At 42.6% G+C, this 17,338-nt stretch carries 18 protein-coding genes; 5 read left to right on the forward strand and 13 right to left on the reverse strand.

The annotated features are described in order from the left end of the window. Positions 1–26 precede the first annotated feature (26 nt). Both FTT75_RS11625 and csrA read left to right on the forward strand, forming a co-directional pair. The gene (locus FTT75_RS11625) at positions 27–1,307 is read left to right on the forward strand and encodes an aspartate kinase (RefSeq protein WP_005097443.1); all 1,281 of its coding nucleotides are present in this window, start codon (positions 27–29) and stop codon (positions 1,305–1,307) included. Positions 1,308–1,556: 249 nt separating this feature from the next. Then, positions 1,557–1,811: a carbon storage regulator CsrA gene (csrA, locus tag FTT75_RS11630; RefSeq protein WP_005097444.1), complete on the forward strand. Its 255-nt coding sequence runs from the start codon at positions 1,557–1,559 to the stop codon at positions 1,809–1,811. A gap of 101 nt (positions 1,812–1,912) precedes the next feature. On the opposite strand, the gene rnhB is transcribed toward csrA, so the two are convergent. Together rnhB and FTT75_RS11640 are read right to left on the reverse strand one after the other, a co-directional pair. Next, on the reverse strand, positions 1,913–2,506 hold the full coding sequence (rnhB, locus tag FTT75_RS11635; RefSeq protein ID WP_005170243.1) for a ribonuclease HII: 594 nt from the start codon (positions 2,504–2,506) through the stop codon (positions 1,913–1,915). A gap of 57 nt (positions 2,507–2,563) precedes the next feature. Beyond that, entirely contained in the window at positions 2,564–2,935 is a 372-nt protein-coding gene (locus FTT75_RS11640; RefSeq protein ID WP_159138601.1) for a hypothetical protein, read from the reverse strand. Positions 2,936–3,153: 218 nt separating this feature from the next. Between FTT75_RS11640 and FTT75_RS11645 the strand changes: the two genes are divergently transcribed. Further along, positions 3,154–3,705, forward strand: coding sequence for a cytochrome b (locus tag FTT75_RS11645; RefSeq protein WP_074383302.1), 552 nt, complete (start codon positions 3,154–3,156; stop codon positions 3,703–3,705). A gap of 57 nt (positions 3,706–3,762) precedes the next feature. Here the strand turns inward: FTT75_RS11645 and FTT75_RS11650 are convergent, their stop codons facing one another. From FTT75_RS11650 to yaaA, 5 genes are all read right to left on the reverse strand, one after another. Continuing rightward, positions 3,763–4,107 (reverse strand): hypothetical protein, encoded by a 345-nt coding sequence (locus FTT75_RS11650; RefSeq protein ID WP_005097448.1) that lies wholly within the window; start codon positions 4,105–4,107, stop codon positions 3,763–3,765. A 52-nt stretch (positions 4,108–4,159) separates the two neighbouring features. After that, positions 4,160–5,161: an adenosine deaminase gene (locus FTT75_RS11655; RefSeq protein WP_180186455.1), complete on the reverse strand. Its 1,002-nt coding sequence runs from the start codon at positions 5,159–5,161 to the stop codon at positions 4,160–4,162. A gap of 76 nt (positions 5,162–5,237) precedes the next feature. Further along, positions 5,238–6,560: an NCS2 family permease gene (locus FTT75_RS11660; protein WP_005097450.1), complete on the reverse strand. Its 1,323-nt coding sequence runs from the start codon at positions 6,558–6,560 to the stop codon at positions 5,238–5,240. A 437-nt stretch (positions 6,561–6,997) separates the two neighbouring features. Next, positions 6,998–7,159, reverse strand: a complete 162-nt coding sequence (locus tag FTT75_RS11665; protein WP_005097451.1) for a hypothetical protein — start codon at positions 7,157–7,159, stop codon at positions 6,998–7,000. Positions 7,160–7,769: 610 nt separating this feature from the next. Next, positions 7,770–8,552: a peroxide stress protein YaaA gene (gene yaaA / locus FTT75_RS11670; protein ID WP_159516051.1), complete on the reverse strand. Its 783-nt coding sequence runs from the start codon at positions 8,550–8,552 to the stop codon at positions 7,770–7,772. A 123-nt stretch (positions 8,553–8,675) separates the two neighbouring features. Between yaaA and FTT75_RS11675 the strand changes: the two genes are divergently transcribed. Next, entirely contained in the window at positions 8,676–9,308 is a 633-nt protein-coding gene (locus FTT75_RS11675) for an alpha/beta hydrolase (protein ID WP_005097454.1), read from the forward strand. A 32-nt stretch (positions 9,309–9,340) separates the two neighbouring features. Here FTT75_RS11675 and FTT75_RS11680 read toward each other — a convergent pair whose 3' ends face one another. The 5 genes from FTT75_RS11680 to pheA form a co-directional block, all read right to left on the reverse strand. After that, positions 9,341–9,883 carry a GNAT family N-acetyltransferase gene (locus FTT75_RS11680; protein ID WP_005170234.1) on the reverse strand — a complete coding sequence of 181 codons (543 nt, stop codon included), beginning with the start codon at positions 9,881–9,883 and terminating at the stop codon, positions 9,341–9,343. Beyond that, entirely contained in the window at positions 9,871–10,233 is a 363-nt protein-coding gene (locus FTT75_RS11685) for a hypothetical protein (RefSeq protein ID WP_005170233.1), read from the reverse strand. Before FTT75_RS11685 ends, FTT75_RS11680 begins: the two co-directional genes overlap by 13 nt. A 99-nt stretch (positions 10,234–10,332) precedes the next feature. After that, positions 10,333–12,579, reverse strand: a complete 2,247-nt coding sequence (locus tag FTT75_RS11690) for a bifunctional prephenate dehydrogenase/3-phosphoshikimate 1-carboxyvinyltransferase (RefSeq protein ID WP_074383308.1) — start codon at positions 12,577–12,579, stop codon at positions 10,333–10,335. Positions 12,580–12,582: 3 nt separating this feature from the next. Further along, the gene (hisC, locus tag FTT75_RS11695; protein ID WP_005170231.1) at positions 12,583–13,674 is read right to left on the reverse strand and encodes a histidinol-phosphate transaminase; all 1,092 of its coding nucleotides are present in this window, start codon (positions 13,672–13,674) and stop codon (positions 12,583–12,585) included. A 66-nt stretch (positions 13,675–13,740) separates the two neighbouring features. Next, on the reverse strand, positions 13,741–14,850 hold the full coding sequence (gene pheA, locus FTT75_RS11700) for a prephenate dehydratase (protein WP_005170229.1): 1,110 nt from the start codon (positions 14,848–14,850) through the stop codon (positions 13,741–13,743). Between the two features lie 488 nt (positions 14,851–15,338). On the opposite strand from pheA, the gene FTT75_RS11705 reads away from it, so the two are divergent. After that, positions 15,339–15,857 carry a DJ-1/PfpI family protein gene (locus FTT75_RS11705; RefSeq protein WP_005097462.1) on the forward strand — a complete coding sequence of 173 codons (519 nt, stop codon included), beginning with the start codon at positions 15,339–15,341 and terminating at the stop codon, positions 15,855–15,857. A gap of 85 nt (positions 15,858–15,942) precedes the next feature. Here FTT75_RS11705 and FTT75_RS11710 read toward each other — a convergent pair whose 3' ends face one another. Next, positions 15,943–17,085: an acyl-CoA dehydrogenase family protein gene (locus FTT75_RS11710; protein WP_180001318.1), complete on the reverse strand. Its 1,143-nt coding sequence runs from the start codon at positions 17,083–17,085 to the stop codon at positions 15,943–15,945. Positions 17,086–17,338 lie beyond the last annotated feature (253 nt).

Genomic DNA, 17,338 nt, shown 5'->3' on the forward strand with positions numbered 1-17,338 from the left:
AGGGTCATGGCTTATATGGAACAACTATGGCACTAATCGTTCAAAAATATGGCGGTACCTCTATGGGTACTCCCGAGCGCATTTTAAATGTTGCTCGTCGTGTGAAACGCTGGCATGACCATGGCCACAAGGTGGTTGTGGTTGTATCAGCGATGAGTGGCGAAACCAATCGTCTGCTTGCTCTCGCGAAAGCCATTACCGAAACCCCTGACCCACGTGAACTAGACCAGATGGTCTCTACGGGTGAGCAGGTTACGATTTCTATGTTAGCGATGGCGCTCAACTCTATTGGCGTTGAAGCAAAATCACTGACAGGTCGCCAGGTTGGCATGAAAACCGACAGCTCATTCAATAAGGCACGTATCGAATCAATTGATACTGAAGTCCTGAACTCGAATCTGGATGCTGGCCGTGTACTTGTAGTTGCAGGTTTCCAGGGTTTTGACGAGCATGGCAATACCACCACTTTAGGCCGCGGCGGTTCTGATACTTCAGGTGTCGCGATTGCTGCTGCACTAAAAGCCGATGAATGCCAGATTTATACAGACGTTGATGGCGTATATACCACTGATCCACGTGTTGCACCCAAAGCCAAGAAAGTTGACCGTATTTCCTTTGAAGAAATGCTTGAAATGGCGTCACTGGGTTCAAAAGTCCTGCAAATTCGTGCAGTTGAATTTGCCGGTAAATATCAAGTACCTTTACGCGTATTATCCAGCTTCGACAATGACAATGATGGCGCATTCGACGAAGAATTTAAGCAAAACGTGGGTACACTTATTACGACTGAATTGGAAGACAATATGGAACAGCCAATTATCTCCGGTATCGCATTTAACCGTGACGAAGCAAAATTAACGATTTTAGGTGTACCTGATGAACCGGGCATCGCCTCTAAAATTTTGTGCCCGATTGGTGATGCCAATGTTGAAGTGGATATGATTATCCAGAACGTTGAAGAAGATGGTACGACTGATTTTACTTTTACAGTCAACCGCAGCGAATTGAACAAGGCCAAAGCCATTCTCGAAGCAACCGCTCAGGAAATTGGTGCACGTGAAGTCGCTACCCGTTCAGATATCGTCAAAGTTTCTATCGTCGGTGTAGGCATGCGTTCACATGCAGGTGTTGCAAGCAAAATGTTTACCGCACTGGCAGCTGAAGGTATTAACATCCTGATGATCTCTACTTCTGAAATCAAAATTTCAGTGATTATTGAAGAAAACTATCTGGAACTTGCAGTTCGTTCACTGCATACCGCCTTCGGTCTAGACCGCGAACAAGGTGAATCAAGCGTACGCGCTTAAGAGGAATGACAAAATATTGTCATTGTTTGACAGTATTCTATAAATCTCTACAAAAATTCAGAGCCACTATAGTTTTTTTTATAGTGGCTCTGTTATATTAAGCCTGAGGATTTTTAAAAAACTGAGATAGATTAAAATCTTTCACCCAGATGACAGAATTTCTATCCAGATTTTATTTTTTAATTTTTGGTTGTGTTTTTGTTTTATATTCAATAGATTGCAGGTTTTGCATTTTGCAAGGAGAGAAACATGCTGATTTTGACTCGACGTGTCGGGGAAACTTTAATGATTGGAGACCAAGTCAGCGTGACTGTGCTTGGTGTAAAAGGTAATCAGGTTCGTATTGGGGTCAATGCTCCGAAAGAAGTCTCTGTGCACCGTGAAGAGATTTACCAGCGTATCCAGCATGAACGTGCAATGCATGAACATCTTCAGCATATCGATCAGGATTTCCAACCTTCGTATGAAGATGAAAACCAAACACAAAATAACTTTAACCGTTAATTTTTGTGTAAATCATAAAGCGGCTTTGAAGCCGCTTTTAATTGATCTATACTTTAATGAATACACATTTCAATATTCAGAACCTTTAAATTAAATAAGAATTAAAGTTCTGCGCCCTGCTGTTCCAGCAATGCTGCAACTACCTTTTTTACCGGCCCAAAACTACGACGGTGCTCATCAATCACCCCATGCAAGGCAATCGCTTCAAAATGTGCTTTGGTTGGATAGCCCTTGTGCTTGGCAAAACCAAATTGTGGATGCTTTAGATCCATCTCAATCATTTGATGATCACGGGTAACTTTGGCCAGAATACTAGCAGCAGAAATTTCTGCATGCAAAGCATCGCCACCAATGATCGCGTCACAGCTCATCGTTAGCCCCTGAGGGACTTTATTGCCATCGACCAGCACATGCTCAGGTTGAATCGCTAAAGCTTCTACAGCACGGCGCATTGCCAGTAAGGATGCCTGCAGAATATTATGCTCATCAATTTCTGCTGCTGACGCCTCAGCAATTGCCCAAGCCAGCGCTTTTTCCTGAATTTCGATAAAAAGTTTTTCACGTTTCTTTTCAGTCAGTTTTTTAGAGTCATTTAAACCTTCAATCGGGTTATTTGGATCTAAAATTACCGCGGCCGCCACCACTGAACCGACCAGCGGTCCACGCCCTGCTTCATCTACACCAGCAATTTTCATGTCATTTCCCATAAAAAATAGGCTGAACCTGTCAGCCTATTTCAATTTAATCTTGGCTTAGTTTACAGCTTCAGCCACACAAGCGTTAATGGTTTTTGCAACCACATTGCCCACGATTGTGGTACGTGCCACCGGATCAATCGCAGCAGTCGCCAAATCAACCGCTGTCACATTTTGCGGTGCTTTTTCGCTGACACAGCCACAAATTTCAGACTGGATATTTTGCTTTTGTGTTGTGGTCATTAGACGTGTTGCCGTTTGCCACGCTGGAATATTATTCAGTTCAGTGGTGCATTTTGCATTGATCGCGATTTTAAGCGCAGTGCCGCCCAGTTGTTGAGTGGTACTTGGCGCATCAGAAGTGCCTGTCGCTGTACACGCTGATAAAACCAGAGTCAGTGGCGCAAGTACAGCCAATAATTTTTTCACAGATATATTCCTTATTCACTCATAGATGAAGACTGTCGCTATTGTGCCGAAATTCACCTGAATAAGAAATCTAAAAATCACTAAGCATGTTTAATCTACAGCCAACCAATTTAATAGATGTTGCATGAAAGCCACCATAGCGTTGCAGATTTGGAATTGCTGAATTGATTCACCCTTTGCTAAGGTTCGGCCTTATTGAAGAGCAACGGAATATCTAGATGAATAAATCACTGTATTACACACGAACAGCGCAATGGCTGCATTGGATCATGGCGGTTATTTTTATTGCGGCCTGGCTCATCGGTTTTTATAGTGGTAATTTTTTAAGTTATGAGGTTGATGGCAGCTTTAAGGGTGATGTGATTTCACTGCATAAAAATATTGCAACCACCATTATTTTCCTGCTCGTTGTTCGAATTTTCTGGCGCTATACCCATCCGGCGCCGTCACTGCCTGAGAGTATGTCACCGCGGATGAAAACGTTGGCACATGCTGGTCATCTGGCGCTGTATTTCATGCTGATTGCCCTACCCCTTACAGGTTGTTTGTATAGTTGGAGTTTGGGTTATCCAGCACCGGTGCTGTATTTATTTAACCTGCCACCCCTCATTGCCGAAAACTCGGCTGTGACCGCTATTGTTAAGCCCTTGCATATCTGGCTTTCCTGGGCAGTCGGCATTCTACTGGTTGGCCATATTGCCGCAGCCTTTAAACATCATTTTATCGATAAAGATCATGTATTAAAAAGTATGACCCAACAGGATAAATAGTTAGACCATTAATATGGGCTAAATAATGTTCCCAGTCTGTGCTTGCAGGCTGTTTCATTAAATAAATTCCTTGAGACAACTTCTGAGACTGTTTGCAATCGCTTTTTGCGTCAGTTCTTTTTTGGCTGCTTCATCAACTGTGGCTTTTAACAAAGTTTTGGCAGGCACATCTTTTAACGCATGCTCACCTACACATGAACACACATTTTTCTCAAGTTCAACTTTACTGGTGTCCTGCATTAAGTAGGTCGAAACTTTCCAAACTTTGGAATTTTGCAGCTCTTTACTGCATTGATATTCAATCAAAGGTTTTAAAGTACGCTGTGTCAATGTCATATCCGCACTAGAACAGGCAGAAATCAACAATATGCTGAGGATCAGAAGTAAACTTTTCAATTTCATATTGGCCTATAAAAATGATAAAGGCAGAGCGAACTCTGCCTTTTGTAAAAACTTAAACCAAGGCACGGATCTGGTTGATCCATTTCTCTTTTTCAGCCTCTGGAATAAACGACGCTTCAAAGGAGTGCGTTGCCAACTGCTTTAATTCCTCGTTACTCAAGTCTAGCGCTTCAGCAATGGCAATAAAGTTGTCATTCATATAGCCACCAAAATAGGATGGATCATCTGAGTTGACTGTAACATGGACACCCTGCTGCAAGAGACGACGGATATTATGCTGCTGCATATCCTCGACCACACAAAGCTTCAGATTTGACAGCGGGCACACCGTTAAGGGCATTTTTTCGCGAATCAACCGTTGCATTAACTCAGAATCTTCTTCTGAACGCACCCCATGATCAATACGATTAACTTTCAGTAAATCCAGAGCTTCCCAGACATATTCTGCCGGGCCTTCTTCGCCCGCATGTGCTACGACCAAAAACCCTACTTCACGCGCTTTGGCAAAGACACGTTCAAATTTAGAAGGTGGATGCCCGACTTCACTTGAATCCAGACCAATCGCAATAATCTGGTCTTTATAGGGCAATGCCTGCTCCAGCGTTTCAAAGGCCGCCTCTTCACTTAAATGACGCAGGAAACACATGATCAAATGTGAGCTGATTCCAAGCTTGGCCTTGGCATCATCGCAGGCTTTTTGCAGGCCATTGATGACGGTCGCAAAAGCAATTCCACGGTCGGTATGCGTTTGCGGATCGAAGAACATTTCTGTATGCACCACATTGTCTTCGGCACATTTTTCAAAATAGGCCCAAGCCAGGTCATAAAAGTCCTGTTCATGGATCAGTACATTGGCCCCGGCATAATAAATATCCAGGAAGGACTGAAGATTATGGAAATTATAAGCCTGCTTAACTTCCTCGACAGATTTATACGGGATGTCAATCTGATTACGCTGAGCGATTGCAAACATTAGCTCAGGCTCAAAAGTGCCTTCAATATGAACATGAAGCTCGGCTTTTGGCAAAGCGCGAATCAACTCAAGACGGTTCATCACTTCTCCTCGTGAAACCTTTAAATAATAAAAAAGGGCGCAAACTCAGTTTACACCCTTTCTGAATGTAGAAAAATTAGCCACCAAACAGTGCGAATTTAAGCGTCCACAGAACAGCAATAATCCAGACCATATACGGTACAGTCGCAGCCTTACCAGTCAACAACTTGATCAGTGCATAGCTGATAAAGCCCATCGCAATACCATCCGCAATCGAATAGGTAAATGGCATAAATACGATGGTTAAAAATGCCGGTACTGCCTCAGTAATATCTTCCCAGTCAATATGGACGATACCCTGAATCATCAACACACCAACAAATAACAATGCTGGCGCAGTGGCAAAACTCGGAACTGATTGTGCAAGCGGTGCCAGGAATAAACAGGCAATAAACAGCAATCCAACCACCACGGCGGTTAGACCGGTACGGCCACCTGCTGCCACACCCGCAGAAGATTCAATATAAGGCGTAGTTGAAGAAGTACCCAGTGCCGCACCAGCAACAATCGCTGATGAGTCAGCAAATAAGGCTTTCTTCAAACGTGGTAATTTCCCGTCTTTTAACAGACCTGCACGATGCGAAACACCGACCAACGTCCCGGTAGAGTCAAACAGATCGACCAGGAAGAAAACAAAAATCACTCCAATTAAACTGGCAGTAAAGAGGCCTTCAAAATCCATTTGCATGAATGTTGGAGCCAGCGATGGAATATGACCCACTACACCTTGGAATTCGTTATAACCTAGTGCCGTTGCAATGGCAGTCACCACCAGAATACTGATGATAATCGCACCACGGACTTTAAACTGGTGCATTACCACAACCAACAAAAAGCCAAAAAGTGCTAATAATACAGAAGGTTGTTTCAGATCACCCAAGCCCACCAGTGTGGCTGGATTATCCACAATAATTCCGGCATTTTTCAGTGCAACCAATGCCAGGAACAAGCCAATACCACCACCAATCGCGAGCTTGAGCGACATTGGAATTGCATTGACAATGGCTTCACGTATTTTAAACAGGCTAATGGCAATAAAGACCAGACCTGAAACAAAAACTGCACCCAAGGCGGTTTGCCAAGGCACCCCCATTCCCAGACATACAGAATAGGTAAAGAAGGCATTTAAGCCCATGCCTGGTGCCAGCGCAATTGGATAATTCGCAATCAGGCCCATGACTAAACAGCCAATCGCAGCTGCAAGACAGGTTGCTACAAAGACAGCCCCATGATCCATCCCTGTTTCGGACAAGATCATTGGATTGACAATAATGATGTAACACATGGTTAAGAATGTAGTTACACCAGCCAGAACTTCTGTACGGAAACTGGTTTTGTTTTCACTCAGTTTAAACAGACGTTCAAGCATATTTTCTGAAGATGGATTAGGAGTCGTCATGACCTAGCCCCTATTGAGTAAACTTTATGCTTCAAGCACGCCGTCAAATAAATGAAATTTCACAAAAAATTCATTTATTTTGAGGATGTGTTAGCAACGAATATGCCAGTATAGCCATTTGACGGGTTCAAATGTTTGAACAGCTTACAGCCCCAGGGCTATGCTATAAAAACCCCAAAAAATCTAAACAAAAAAGCTGCATAACTTTTATGCAGCTCTATTTAATGATATAAATCAAATGCTTAGAAAGATGAAGTTTGCTTCATCTTTATAGGTGGCAAATTATAACACATTGATTTCTGATTGCTTCTTTGATTTTATACTTTATTTAAAATCAATCTATTTAATTCGAATATTTTTAATATTTTATTATATTTATTATTGAGTTAATTTTATTAATTACGCTAAATTGAAAAAAAAGAAAATTGATGCATGTGTTAATGTCGATGCCGATTAGAGTCTAACAATTTGCTGGAGTCACGCGCTTCATTCAAGACATGACGGATTTTTTCGTATTTTCTGATTTCTGCCTGTTTATGCACGCAGAATCCTAATACACTGACCATTAACACAAAAACAGGAATAGCATGTATTTTCATTTTTATTATTCTGCTTTGTAACACTGTGCAATTATGCTAACAAAAAACCTAATAAACTTGTGACTTACTTTACATTTAACCCGATAGAATGCACTTCTTAAACCGTTTAGCGATATTTTTCTATCGTTTTATTTATTATTACTTAATTAATTTTTCATTCTTTCTCAAAAAATCTCTTGCGCTAAATACTCCCTAAAGTTAATAAATTAAATATTTGAATATTAAATACTTATTTATTTAAATAAAAATTTCTATTGGAAAGAAAAATATAAAAATTAATGAAAATTCCCTGATTTAAAATATATTAACTTGAGCTATTTTATTCAGCTTTTCCCAGAAATATCAGTTTCAATTTTCTGTAAAAAACAATTCAATAGATGAGATTTTACGCATTATTTCAATGAGTTCAGCGATAATTCTAATTTTTTATCTAACTTAAAATTTGGGAAAGACGCTAAAAACCACATTTGTACCGAAGTGCAGCCAATCAACTCCCCTGGCACTCAATATTTAAAAAACGATTAAAGCTGGATAAATAAAATTTCAATACTCATAGCTCCCAATACCGCCTAGAAACCAATTATTCTATGCGGTAGCGGAATAACGTTATTTATGCACTGATTTGTTCATCACGTTTAAATACCAATTCACCTTTAAGTGAACTATCGGCATCAAAATAATAGCCATCGGTATTGAATGCTTTGAGTTCTTCGGCATGTTCAATTCTATTTTCAACAATAAAACGTGCCATCAAACCACGTGCTTTTTTAGCATAGAAACTAATCACTTTATATTTGCCATTTTTCTGATCCAGAAATACTGGCTTAATAATCTCTGCCTGAATTTTGCGCTCGTTCACCGATTTATAATATTCATCAGAAGCAATATTCACCAAGATCTCAGACTGGGCTGCGGCTAAATCTTGATTGATCAGATCAGTGATGTGATGTGCCCAGAAGTCGTATAAGTTATGCCCGCGAGAATTGGCCAATTTGGTTCCCATTTCCAGACGATAGGGCATCATCAGATCCAAGGGACGCAAAAGCCCATATAAACCAGACAACATACGCAAATGCTGTTGTGCAAAGTGCAGATCTTCCTGCTTTAAGCTATAAGCATCCAGACCGGTATAGACATCTCCTTTAAAGGCAAAAATAGCCTGACGTGCATTGGCTAAATTAAAATCTGGTTGCCAGTCCTGGAAACGTGCTGTATTTAAATTGGCAATTTTTTCACTGACACTCATCAAACTGGAAATTTCTGTTGCAGAAAGTGTGCGACAAGCTTTGATCAAATCCTGCGAATGTTCTAATAATCTGGCTTGAGTAAATTGGTCAGTGGGTAATGGGGTATCGTAATCGAGCGTTTTGGCTGGAGAAATTAAAGCGAGCATGGCAACCTGGTCAAAAAATGATTAATCAAACTATATCAGTCTGCTTATTTTAATTCCAATTCATGTTTTTATTCACCATAATCGTTAAAATGCGCGATTCTCCTGTTAATCATCGGTATTTATATGTCCGAGCAAATTTTCCTTCAAGGACCTGCGGGTCAGATTGAAGTTTTTGTGGATTATCCTCAGGGTGAAGTGAAAGGATTCGCGGTAGTTTGTCACCCCCATCCCTTGCAAGGTGGTACGCCCCAACACAAGGTTCCCGTTCTATTGGCACAAATGTATATGGAACGTGGCTGTGTTGTGTATCGTCCGAGTTTTCGCGGTTCTGGTCAAAGTGAAGGTATACACGACGAGGGCTTCGGTGAGACGGATGATGTATTAGAAATCATTCGGTTTGCTCGCAGTCAGCATATTGGGCTGTCTTTTTATGCGGGCGGTTTTAGTTTTGGTGCGCATGTCATGGCAAAGAGCTATGCAGCCTTACCTGTAGAACTGCAACCCAAACAAACTATTTTATGTGGACTGCCAACTGCAACAGTTGCCGGTATTCGCCATTATGTTACGCCAGCAATTAAAGGTGATATTCTGTTCATTCATGGTGAGGGTGATGAAGTAACCCTGCTGTCGGATATGATTGAATGGGCAAAACCACAGCGTCATTTAGTGACCGTATTGCCTGGTGCCAATCATTTCTTTACTGGCTATTTAAAGCAATTGCGGATTGCAATGACTCGCTACTTAGCGCTTGGCTAGATAATAAAACCCGTCAGATGATGGGTTTTTTATTAAAAGACAAAATCGTCTGCAAAAATTTCATACATCACAGCCCGATATTTAGGCTTATCGATGTAACGGATAATTTTTCCGCCCAAGCGGTCTGCAATTTTACGGCTAGCCCAGTTTTCTTCTGCTACCGGATAGCTTAAGACTTGAAGCCCTAATGTATTGAAAGCATAGGCCACAATACAATGCACTGCTTCATGTCCATAATGATGACCATGCGCATTTTCACGGATCCAAATACCGACTTCAGGTATTTCATCATGAAGTCGATGTAAACCACATAGTCCAATAAATTCTTGTGTTTCAATATGACGGATCACAAATACATATTCTTTATAATCGGTCATATTTTCCAGCCAATTTTGCCAGACTGTTGCAAATTCCTGTTCAGATTCTGGTGGGTCCCACGCCATAAAACGTGTCAGACTCGGCGTAATTGAAGCATAAGTTTCTTTGGCATCGGCTGATTTAAAACAATTCAGGATCAGGCGTTTACTTTGCAATGTAGGCAAAGCTGATTGAGTCTGTTGAATTAGCTCTTCCATTCAAACTCGCTAAAGCTTTCCTGCTCTTTTAGAGAGGTTTCCACTGCCTGTGCAAGCTGATTAAGCAAACTTCTTTCGGTGATACGATCCAGCCAGTCCTGTTCTTCTTCAGGATATGAGGCAATTTCACAGACCAGATGCCCTTGTTCATCTCTGGTTTCACAACTCACAGATAAGGGCAATGCATGTTCATCCACGCTCACCGCAACCTGAGCACCACTTTGACTTAAGGTCTGAAAGCCATGTTTACCTAATGTTTCGGCAAGAAAATGCGCTACATATTCCTGGGTTTCCTGACCATCCCGGGGTTGCTGGCTTTGTGTATTGGCCATGAATTTTAATTTTCGCATCGCTACATCCTAATGGCTTTTTTCTTGTATGGGTTTAGCATAAGCAATATAAACAAAACAGCCAAGCAAAAGCTTGGCTGTTTCACATAATTTTAAAAATTATTCTGAAACTTGAATAGGCAAACCTGCAATTGAGGTCAGTTCTGTAAAGGTCGGGAAACTGGTGGCTACCGTTTCCGTACCGACAATCTTGATCTGCTCCGAATTACGTAAACCGGCAATCGAAAAACTCATTGCAATGCGATGATCATGATGCGATTCAATTTCACCACCGGTAAAGATTGGCGACCAGTCACCTGATTTGCCCTTCCCTTCGATAATAATGCCATCTTCAGTTGGGGTACAGTCAATGCCCATGGTTTGCAGGCCATCTGCCATCACCTGAATACGGTCCGATTCTTTTACGCGAAGCTCGGCAGCACCGGTCAAAATCGTCTGACCTTCGGCACAGGCAGCAGCAATAAACAGCGCCGGGAATTCATCAATCGCCAATGGCACCTGATCTTCAGGCATATGAATGCCTTTAAGCGTACGCGTACCACGAATACGGATATCTGCAATCGGTTCACCGCCAGCAATGCGTTCATTTTCAACGGTAATGTCCGCACCCATCTGTTTCAGGATTTCGATCACGCCAGTACGGGTCGGGTTGATACCAACAGCCTCTAAGGTCACATCCGAATTTTCAGTAATCGCAGCGCCGACCATAAAGAAGGCCGCAGAAGAAATATCAGATGGCACCTGGATATTGGTTCCGACCAGCTTTCCACCACCTTGTAATGAAATACGATTGCCTTCGGTTTTCACCTCATAACCAAATGCACGCAACATACGCTCAGTATGGTCACGGGTTGGTTCAGGTTCAGTCACTGCGGTTTCGCCATTTGCCCATAGGCCCGCCAGCAAAATACCTGATTTTACCTGCGCTGATGCCATTGGCAAATCGTACTGAATGCCTTGTAGTTGCTGGTTGCCTGTAATCGAGACAGGCGGAGTTCCACGTTCACCCGTGGTCTGAATCAGTGCACCCATTTCACGTAAAGGCTTGGCAATACGTTCCATTGGGCGTTTAGATAGGGATGCATCACCGGTCATCACTGAATCAAATTTCTGCGCTGCCAGCATACCGGACAGCAAACGCATTGAAGTGCCTGAGTTGCCCATATAAATGGCAGACTGTGGCGCTTTAAGACCATGCATACCGACGCCATGAATGGTGACTTCACCATTTTTAGGGCCTTCGATGCTGACGCCCATGTCACGAAAAGCCTGCAAAGTTGCCAGTGCATCTTCACCTTCAAGGAAACCAGTCACGTGTGTTGTACCTTCAGCGATGGCACCAAACATGATCGAGCGATGTGACACAGATTTGTCACCTGGCACGGTAAATTTACCTTGAAATGTCTTGGCACCCGGCTGAATGGTAAATTGTTGTGTCACTTTATTTTTCTCCATGAAAGGTTTCTTGGCGAGCATATGGTTGAAATGCTGGCGAGCTGCCTGCGCATGACCCAATAAGCCCATCAATGCTTGGGAATCTTCATCTTCGATCAATTTGCGAATAATCGCGAGCTGCTGTTCAAAGCCATCTACGGCATTCAGAACTGCTTTTTTGTTGGCAAAAAAGATGTCATGCCACATTTGTGGATCACTGGCGGCAATCCGCGAGAAATCACGGAAGCCACCGGCAGCATAACGAAATATGTCTAAGTTGTCTTCACGTTTGGCCAGTTGTTCGACCAGATTAAACGCCATTAAATGCGGAAGATGACTGGTATGTGCCAGCACTTCATCGTGCTTGTCCACATCCATGCAAATCACTTCGGCTTTGGCCGCTTGCCACAGTTGAATCAGCTTCTCCACGGCCCAATCGCTACTGCTTGGCAGTGGCGTCAAAATTACCTTGTGATTGGCAAATAGATCGACTTTTCCTGCATGTACACCGGTATGCTCTGCACCTGCAATCGGATGACCCGGCACAAAACCTGCTGGAAGCTGGTCACCAAAGACCGCTTTAGCCGCATCGACCACATTACCTTTGGTACTTCCCACATCAGTAATAATGACATTTTCTGTCAAATACGGCTGAATCAGCTCAAGTACTTTTTGTGTGGCACGTACCGGCAAAGCCAGAACAATCAGATCTGCACCTTTGACTGCATCTACAGGATCGGCATAGCCTTCAGAAATCAGACCAAGTGCCTTGGCATCTTCCAAAGTTTTGGACGAACGTGTCGATGCCACAATGTCATTGGCCAAGTGCTCGGCTTGAATGACACGCGCCAGACTTGAACCAATCAGTCCAAGCCCGATAAATGCAACTTTTTCAAACAATGGCTGCGACATGAATTAAGCTTTTGCCTCTAAACCCAATACTGTAGCAAGCGCGCTTAAGAATTTCGCGTTTTCTGCTTCAGTACCAATCGATACACGAATGTGGCTGGAAATACCGACCGGACGTACAATGACCCCTTGTTTCAGCAAACCGTTAAAGGTTGCTGCGGGGTCTGCCTGTACATCAACCAGAATAAAGTTAGCACGAGAAGGCACATAGTTCAGACCCAAAGCCTTAAAACCTGCTTCAAGTTGCGCCATACCGGCTTTATTTACTTCGCGAGAACGCGCGATAAAGTCTTCATCTTTCAGTGCAGCCACCGCAGCGACCATGGCCAAATGATTGACGTTAAATGGCTGACGAATACGGTTTAAATAATCGGTCACTTCAACCGATGCCAAGGCAAAACCGACACGCAGTGCAGCCAGACCATAGCACTTCGATAAAGTACGGCTAACAATTAAGTTTGGATATTGTTGCAGGAATTTCAGGCTATTGAAATTTTCCGGGAAATATTCCACATACGCTTCGTCTAGCACCACAATTACATTTGCAGGGACTTTTTGCATGAAAGCTTCAAATTCGGCTTCTTCGAACCAGGTTCCGGTCGGATTGTTCGGATTGGCAATGAAGACGAGTTTGGTATTGTCCTGAATTGCTGCTGCCATCGCTTCAAGGTCATGTGAAAAACCTTTGGCAGGTACTTCAATCGCTTGTGCATTAATGGCTTGAGTGACCAGTGCATAAACCGCAAATGCGTGCTGGCTATATACCACAGAATCGCTTGAAGAAACGAAGGCACGGGCAAACATTTCTAGCAAGTCGTTTGAACCATTGCCCAGCGTAATCTGATCATGATTAAAACCAAACTGAGTTTTAATCTGATCTTTCAGGATAAAGCCACCTCCATCTGGATAACGGCCAATTTCAGCAATTTCCGCAGCGACTGCTTCTTTGACTTTATCTGAACAACCCAGCGGGTTTTCATTGGATGCCAGCTTGACGATATCGGTAAGACCCAACTCACGCTCAAGCTCACTGATCGGTTTACCTGGCTGATATGGCTTTAATTTTGAGATGCCTGAATTGGCTGGAACAAACGACATTTTAGACTTCCAATTTTAGGTATAAAACAGTGGTCAGCACCCTCGCCCTGACCACGGATAGCTGACTTAAAGTACAGCTGCAGGATATGAACCGAGCACGCGAACTTCTTTAACTAAAGGACGAATTTCTGCAATTGCAGCTTTGACATGTTCCTGCTCAATATGACCTTCAAGATCAATGAAGAACACATAAGCCCATTTTTCCGGAAGTGCTGGACGCGTTTCAATACTGGTCAAGCTGATATTGTGCTTGGCAAATGGCGCCAGAATTTCCAGCAATGCACCAGCACGGTCATGTGCAGAAATCAGTAATGAGGTTTTATCATTGCCACTTTGAGGCACTTTTTCACGGCCAATCACCAAGAAACGTGTGGTATTTTCCGGATTGTCCTCAATATTGCCATGCATAATTTCAAGATTATAAATACTTGATGCAATTTCAGAAGCAATCGCAGCAGAATGCCATTCATTTTGAATACGGCGCGCAGCCTCAGCATTAGAATTTAAAGCCACACGTTCTACACCCGGATAATGCGCGTCTAGCCATTTACGACATTGCGCCAAAGTCTGCTGATGTGCATAAATCTGTTTAATACTGTCTTTACGGGTATTTTCAGAAATCAGAAATTGATGATGAATCGGCAATTCAACTTCGCCAATCACATTCAGGTTCGAAGTTTTAAAACAGTCCAGGGTATGATTGACTACACCTTCAGAGGAATTTTCCACCGGCACCAAACCATAATGGGCACTGCCCGCCTCGACTTCACGGAAGACTTCATCAATCGTCGGTAAAGGTCGAACCACCGCATCATGACCAAAGTGCTTGAGTACCGCAGAATGGGTATAGGTTCCGACTGGCCCTAGAAACGCAATACTTTGCGGAGCTTCAAGCGCAAGACAAGCGGACATAATTTCACGGAACAGACGTGCCATGGTGGTGTCGGACAATGGCCCTTCATTACGCTCCATGACATTGCGCAACACCTGTGCTTCACGTTCTGGGCGGTAAAACAGCGGACTTTCTTCTGAAGCAAACTTTGCTTTTGCAACTGCTTCAGCCAAACGTGCCCGGCGGTTAATCAATTGCTGGATTTGCTGATCAACAGAATCGATATCCTCACGAATTTTTGCCAAATCAAGAGAAGTCGTGGTGTTTTGATCGTCGTTGATCATTGTTATGTCGCCCTTCATAAACCTTATCTGTTCAGTATAACAATAGTGAGCTTTAAAATGTTACGCAATATGACATTGCTAGATTAAGTCTTAAAAACAGACAGTTGGTTTTAACCACTCATCGCTTTTAGTCATATCTGGTAACATTTAGTTCAGCATTTTGGCTTGATTTACATTATCAAATTGTAAACTTAGCCTGTCCATCTTAACTGATTTTAATGAATATGAAATATCACTATTTCTTAATCTATATAGCGGTTTTAAGCATAAGAAAATTAAAATAATAGCTTTGTACATGTCTTTTTTGACCTATTAAAATCTGAGATATCTTTCACAATAAAATGCACGCTCCTCACGCTCATTTTTCTTATTTAATATTGATTTTCCTAAATTTTTTACATGAAATTACTACTCTGTTACAAAGCAGAGACGTTTTTTCAACCTTTAACAGCTAGTCTAATTTAAATCATGAGTTGGCGGGATCAATCATGCCAAAAAGAATAGCAGTACTTATAACAAATAATTTTGAAGACCAAGAATACCTAGAGCCAGTGGCTGCCTTGCTGGCTGCCCATCATAGCGTCTGCAATATCGAACTTAACGCAGGCAAAGTGGTCTATGGGCTGCATGGCTGTTCTGCCGTGACCATCGACCGTGGCATCGAACAAATCAGTATTGATGACTTTGATGCCTTGCTGATTCCAGGGGGCGAATCTGCGGTTTCTCTCTCTACCGATGTTCGGGTGCTACAGTTCATCCATGCCTTCAATCAGGCCAAAAAAGCTATTTTCAGTTTATGTGATGCATCCTTATTACTGTGTGAAGCAGATGTGCTGAAAAATCGGATTATTACCAGTATCCGGGCGCATGCGAGTCGCGTACAGCATGCGGGTGGAACCTATTATGATGTAGAACTGGTGAATGATAATAACCAGTTGATCTCATCGCGCCTGCCCAACGATTTGCCCATTTTTATTCATGAATGTTTGAATGTCTTAAAATCATAAAATTTAAAACAGAATCACTGTCTCTTTGCTATACTTTGCCTGTAAAAAAAGAGTCCTTAACAGGACTCTTTTTTTTATCAATAAATTAACGTCCTAACAGACCACGCGCTACAATTTCTTTCATGATTTCATTGGTACCACCATAAATCCGTTGAATACGGGCATCGACAAAGAAGCGTGAAATTGGATATTCAGTCATGTAGCCATAACCACCAAAGAGCTGAAGCAGATTGTCAGCAATCTTCATCTGCATATCGGTAGAAAAACTTTTCAATGCCGCTGCAGTTTCGACATCCAGTTTCCCTTGCATATAAAGCTCAAGATTCTGGTTATAAAAAGCTGCGGTCGCCAATTCATCAATTTTCGCTTGTGCCAAAACAAAACGAGTATTCTGGAATTGACCGATGGCCTGACCAAAAGCCTGACGCTCTTTCACATATTGCGTGGTCACATCAATAGAACCACGAATTGCACCCAAGGCTGTTGCTGCGATGGCGGTACGCTCACGCGGTAATTCCTGCATCAAATAAGCAAAACCCTGCCCCGGTTGACCGAGTAACTGGTCTTTCGGCACCTTGACATTGTCAAAGAACAGTTCCGAAGTATCTTGCGCATGCAGGCCAATCTTGTCCAGATTAGTGCCTTTTTTAAAGCCTTCCAGATGCGTGTCGGCCAGTAACAAAGAAACGCCTTTGGCACGCGCTTGCGGATCAGTTTTGACTGCCAGTACCACCAGGTCGGCATGCTGACCATTGGAAATAAAGGTTTTTGAGCCATTTAATACATAGTAATCATCCTGCAAGATGGCACTGGTACGCATGGCTTGCAAGTCTGAGCCGGCACCTGGCTCGGTCATACCAATCGCACCGACCACTTCACCGCTCACCATTTTCGGCAACCAGTGTTTCTTCTGCTCTTCAGTTCCAATGTGCAAGATATAGGGTGCAGCAATATCCGAATGACAGGACAATCCTGTAGAAATGGCACTGTATCCGGCACGTGCAGACTCTTCAATCAGCATCAATGAATAATCGGTTGGCACCCCATAGCCGCCATATTCCTCCGGAACATCGACACACAAGAAACCATTTTCACCAAGTGCATTCCAGACTGAACGTGGCATCAGGCCTTCGTGCTCCCATTGTTGATAATACGGTGCGACATGTTCATTCATAAAGCGTTTAAAATTGTCGCGGAATAATTCTAGATCGGCATCGTAGGCAAGCATTCGGTTGTCCTTATACTGTTTATCGTTTTATTTCCTGTTTTACAGACTATCTACTTTCAGCTTTACTGTCATGTACTGGCATCTATCTTTTACTAACTTTGCAGTCAATAAAAAAGGAAGCTGAAGCCATTGCTGTCCCACAATTTTTCACAAGAGGAAGCTCATTTGTGCTTCCTCTTGTTTTATGGGTATTTTATCGGGTGAAAATAAAGCTTTTAAAGTTCTTCTTTCAAACAAATTCACTTGAATTATT

Origin of the sequence: Acinetobacter sp. YH01008 (assembly GCF_013420435.1) — a bacterium.
In the GTDB taxonomy this organism is placed as follows: Bacteria; Pseudomonadota; Gammaproteobacteria; order Pseudomonadales; family Moraxellaceae; genus Acinetobacter; species Acinetobacter pseudolwoffii.

Coding starts and splice junctions, on each gene's coding strand:
- FTT75_RS11625 (WP_005097443.1), top strand. CDS start 27: ATGGCACTAATCGTTCAAAAATATGGCGGTACCTCTATGGGTACTCCC.
- csrA (WP_005097444.1), top strand. CDS start 1,557: ATGCTGATTTTGACTCGACGTGTCGGGGAAACTTTAATGATTGGAGAC.
- rnhB (WP_005170243.1), bottom strand. CDS start 2,506: ATGAAAATTGCTGGTGTAGATGAAGCAGGGCGTGGACCGCTGGTCGGT.
- FTT75_RS11645 (WP_074383302.1), top strand. CDS start 3,154: ATGAATAAATCACTGTATTACACACGAACAGCGCAATGGCTGCATTGG.
- FTT75_RS11650 (WP_005097448.1), bottom strand. CDS start 4,107: ATGAAATTGAAAAGTTTACTTCTGATCCTCAGCATATTGTTGATTTCT.
- FTT75_RS11655 (WP_180186455.1), bottom strand. CDS start 5,161: ATGAACCGTCTTGAGTTGATTCGCGCTTTGCCAAAAGCCGAGCTTCAT.
- FTT75_RS11660 (WP_005097450.1), bottom strand. CDS start 6,560: ATGACGACTCCTAATCCATCTTCAGAAAATATGCTTGAACGTCTGTTT.
- FTT75_RS11665 (WP_005097451.1), bottom strand. CDS start 7,159: ATGAAAATACATGCTATTCCTGTTTTTGTGTTAATGGTCAGTGTATTA.
- yaaA (WP_159516051.1), bottom strand. CDS start 8,552: ATGCTCGCTTTAATTTCTCCAGCCAAAACGCTCGATTACGATACCCCA.
- FTT75_RS11675 (WP_005097454.1), top strand. CDS start 8,676: ATGTCCGAGCAAATTTTCCTTCAAGGACCTGCGGGTCAGATTGAAGTT.
- FTT75_RS11680 (WP_005170234.1), bottom strand. CDS start 9,883: ATGGAAGAGCTAATTCAACAGACTCAATCAGCTTTGCCTACATTGCAA.
- FTT75_RS11685 (WP_005170233.1), bottom strand. CDS start 10,233: ATGCGAAAATTAAAATTCATGGCCAATACACAAAGCCAGCAACCCCGG.
- FTT75_RS11690 (WP_074383308.1), bottom strand. CDS start 12,579: ATGTCGCAGCCATTGTTTGAAAAAGTTGCATTTATCGGGCTTGGACTG.
- hisC (WP_005170231.1), bottom strand. CDS start 13,674: ATGTCGTTTGTTCCAGCCAATTCAGGCATCTCAAAATTAAAGCCATAT.
- pheA (WP_005170229.1), bottom strand. CDS start 14,850: ATGATCAACGACGATCAAAACACCACGACTTCTCTTGATTTGGCAAAA.
- FTT75_RS11705 (WP_005097462.1), top strand. CDS start 15,339: ATGCCAAAAAGAATAGCAGTACTTATAACAAATAATTTTGAAGACCAA.
- FTT75_RS11710 (WP_180001318.1), bottom strand. CDS start 17,085: ATGCTTGCCTACGATGCCGATCTAGAATTATTCCGCGACAATTTTAAA.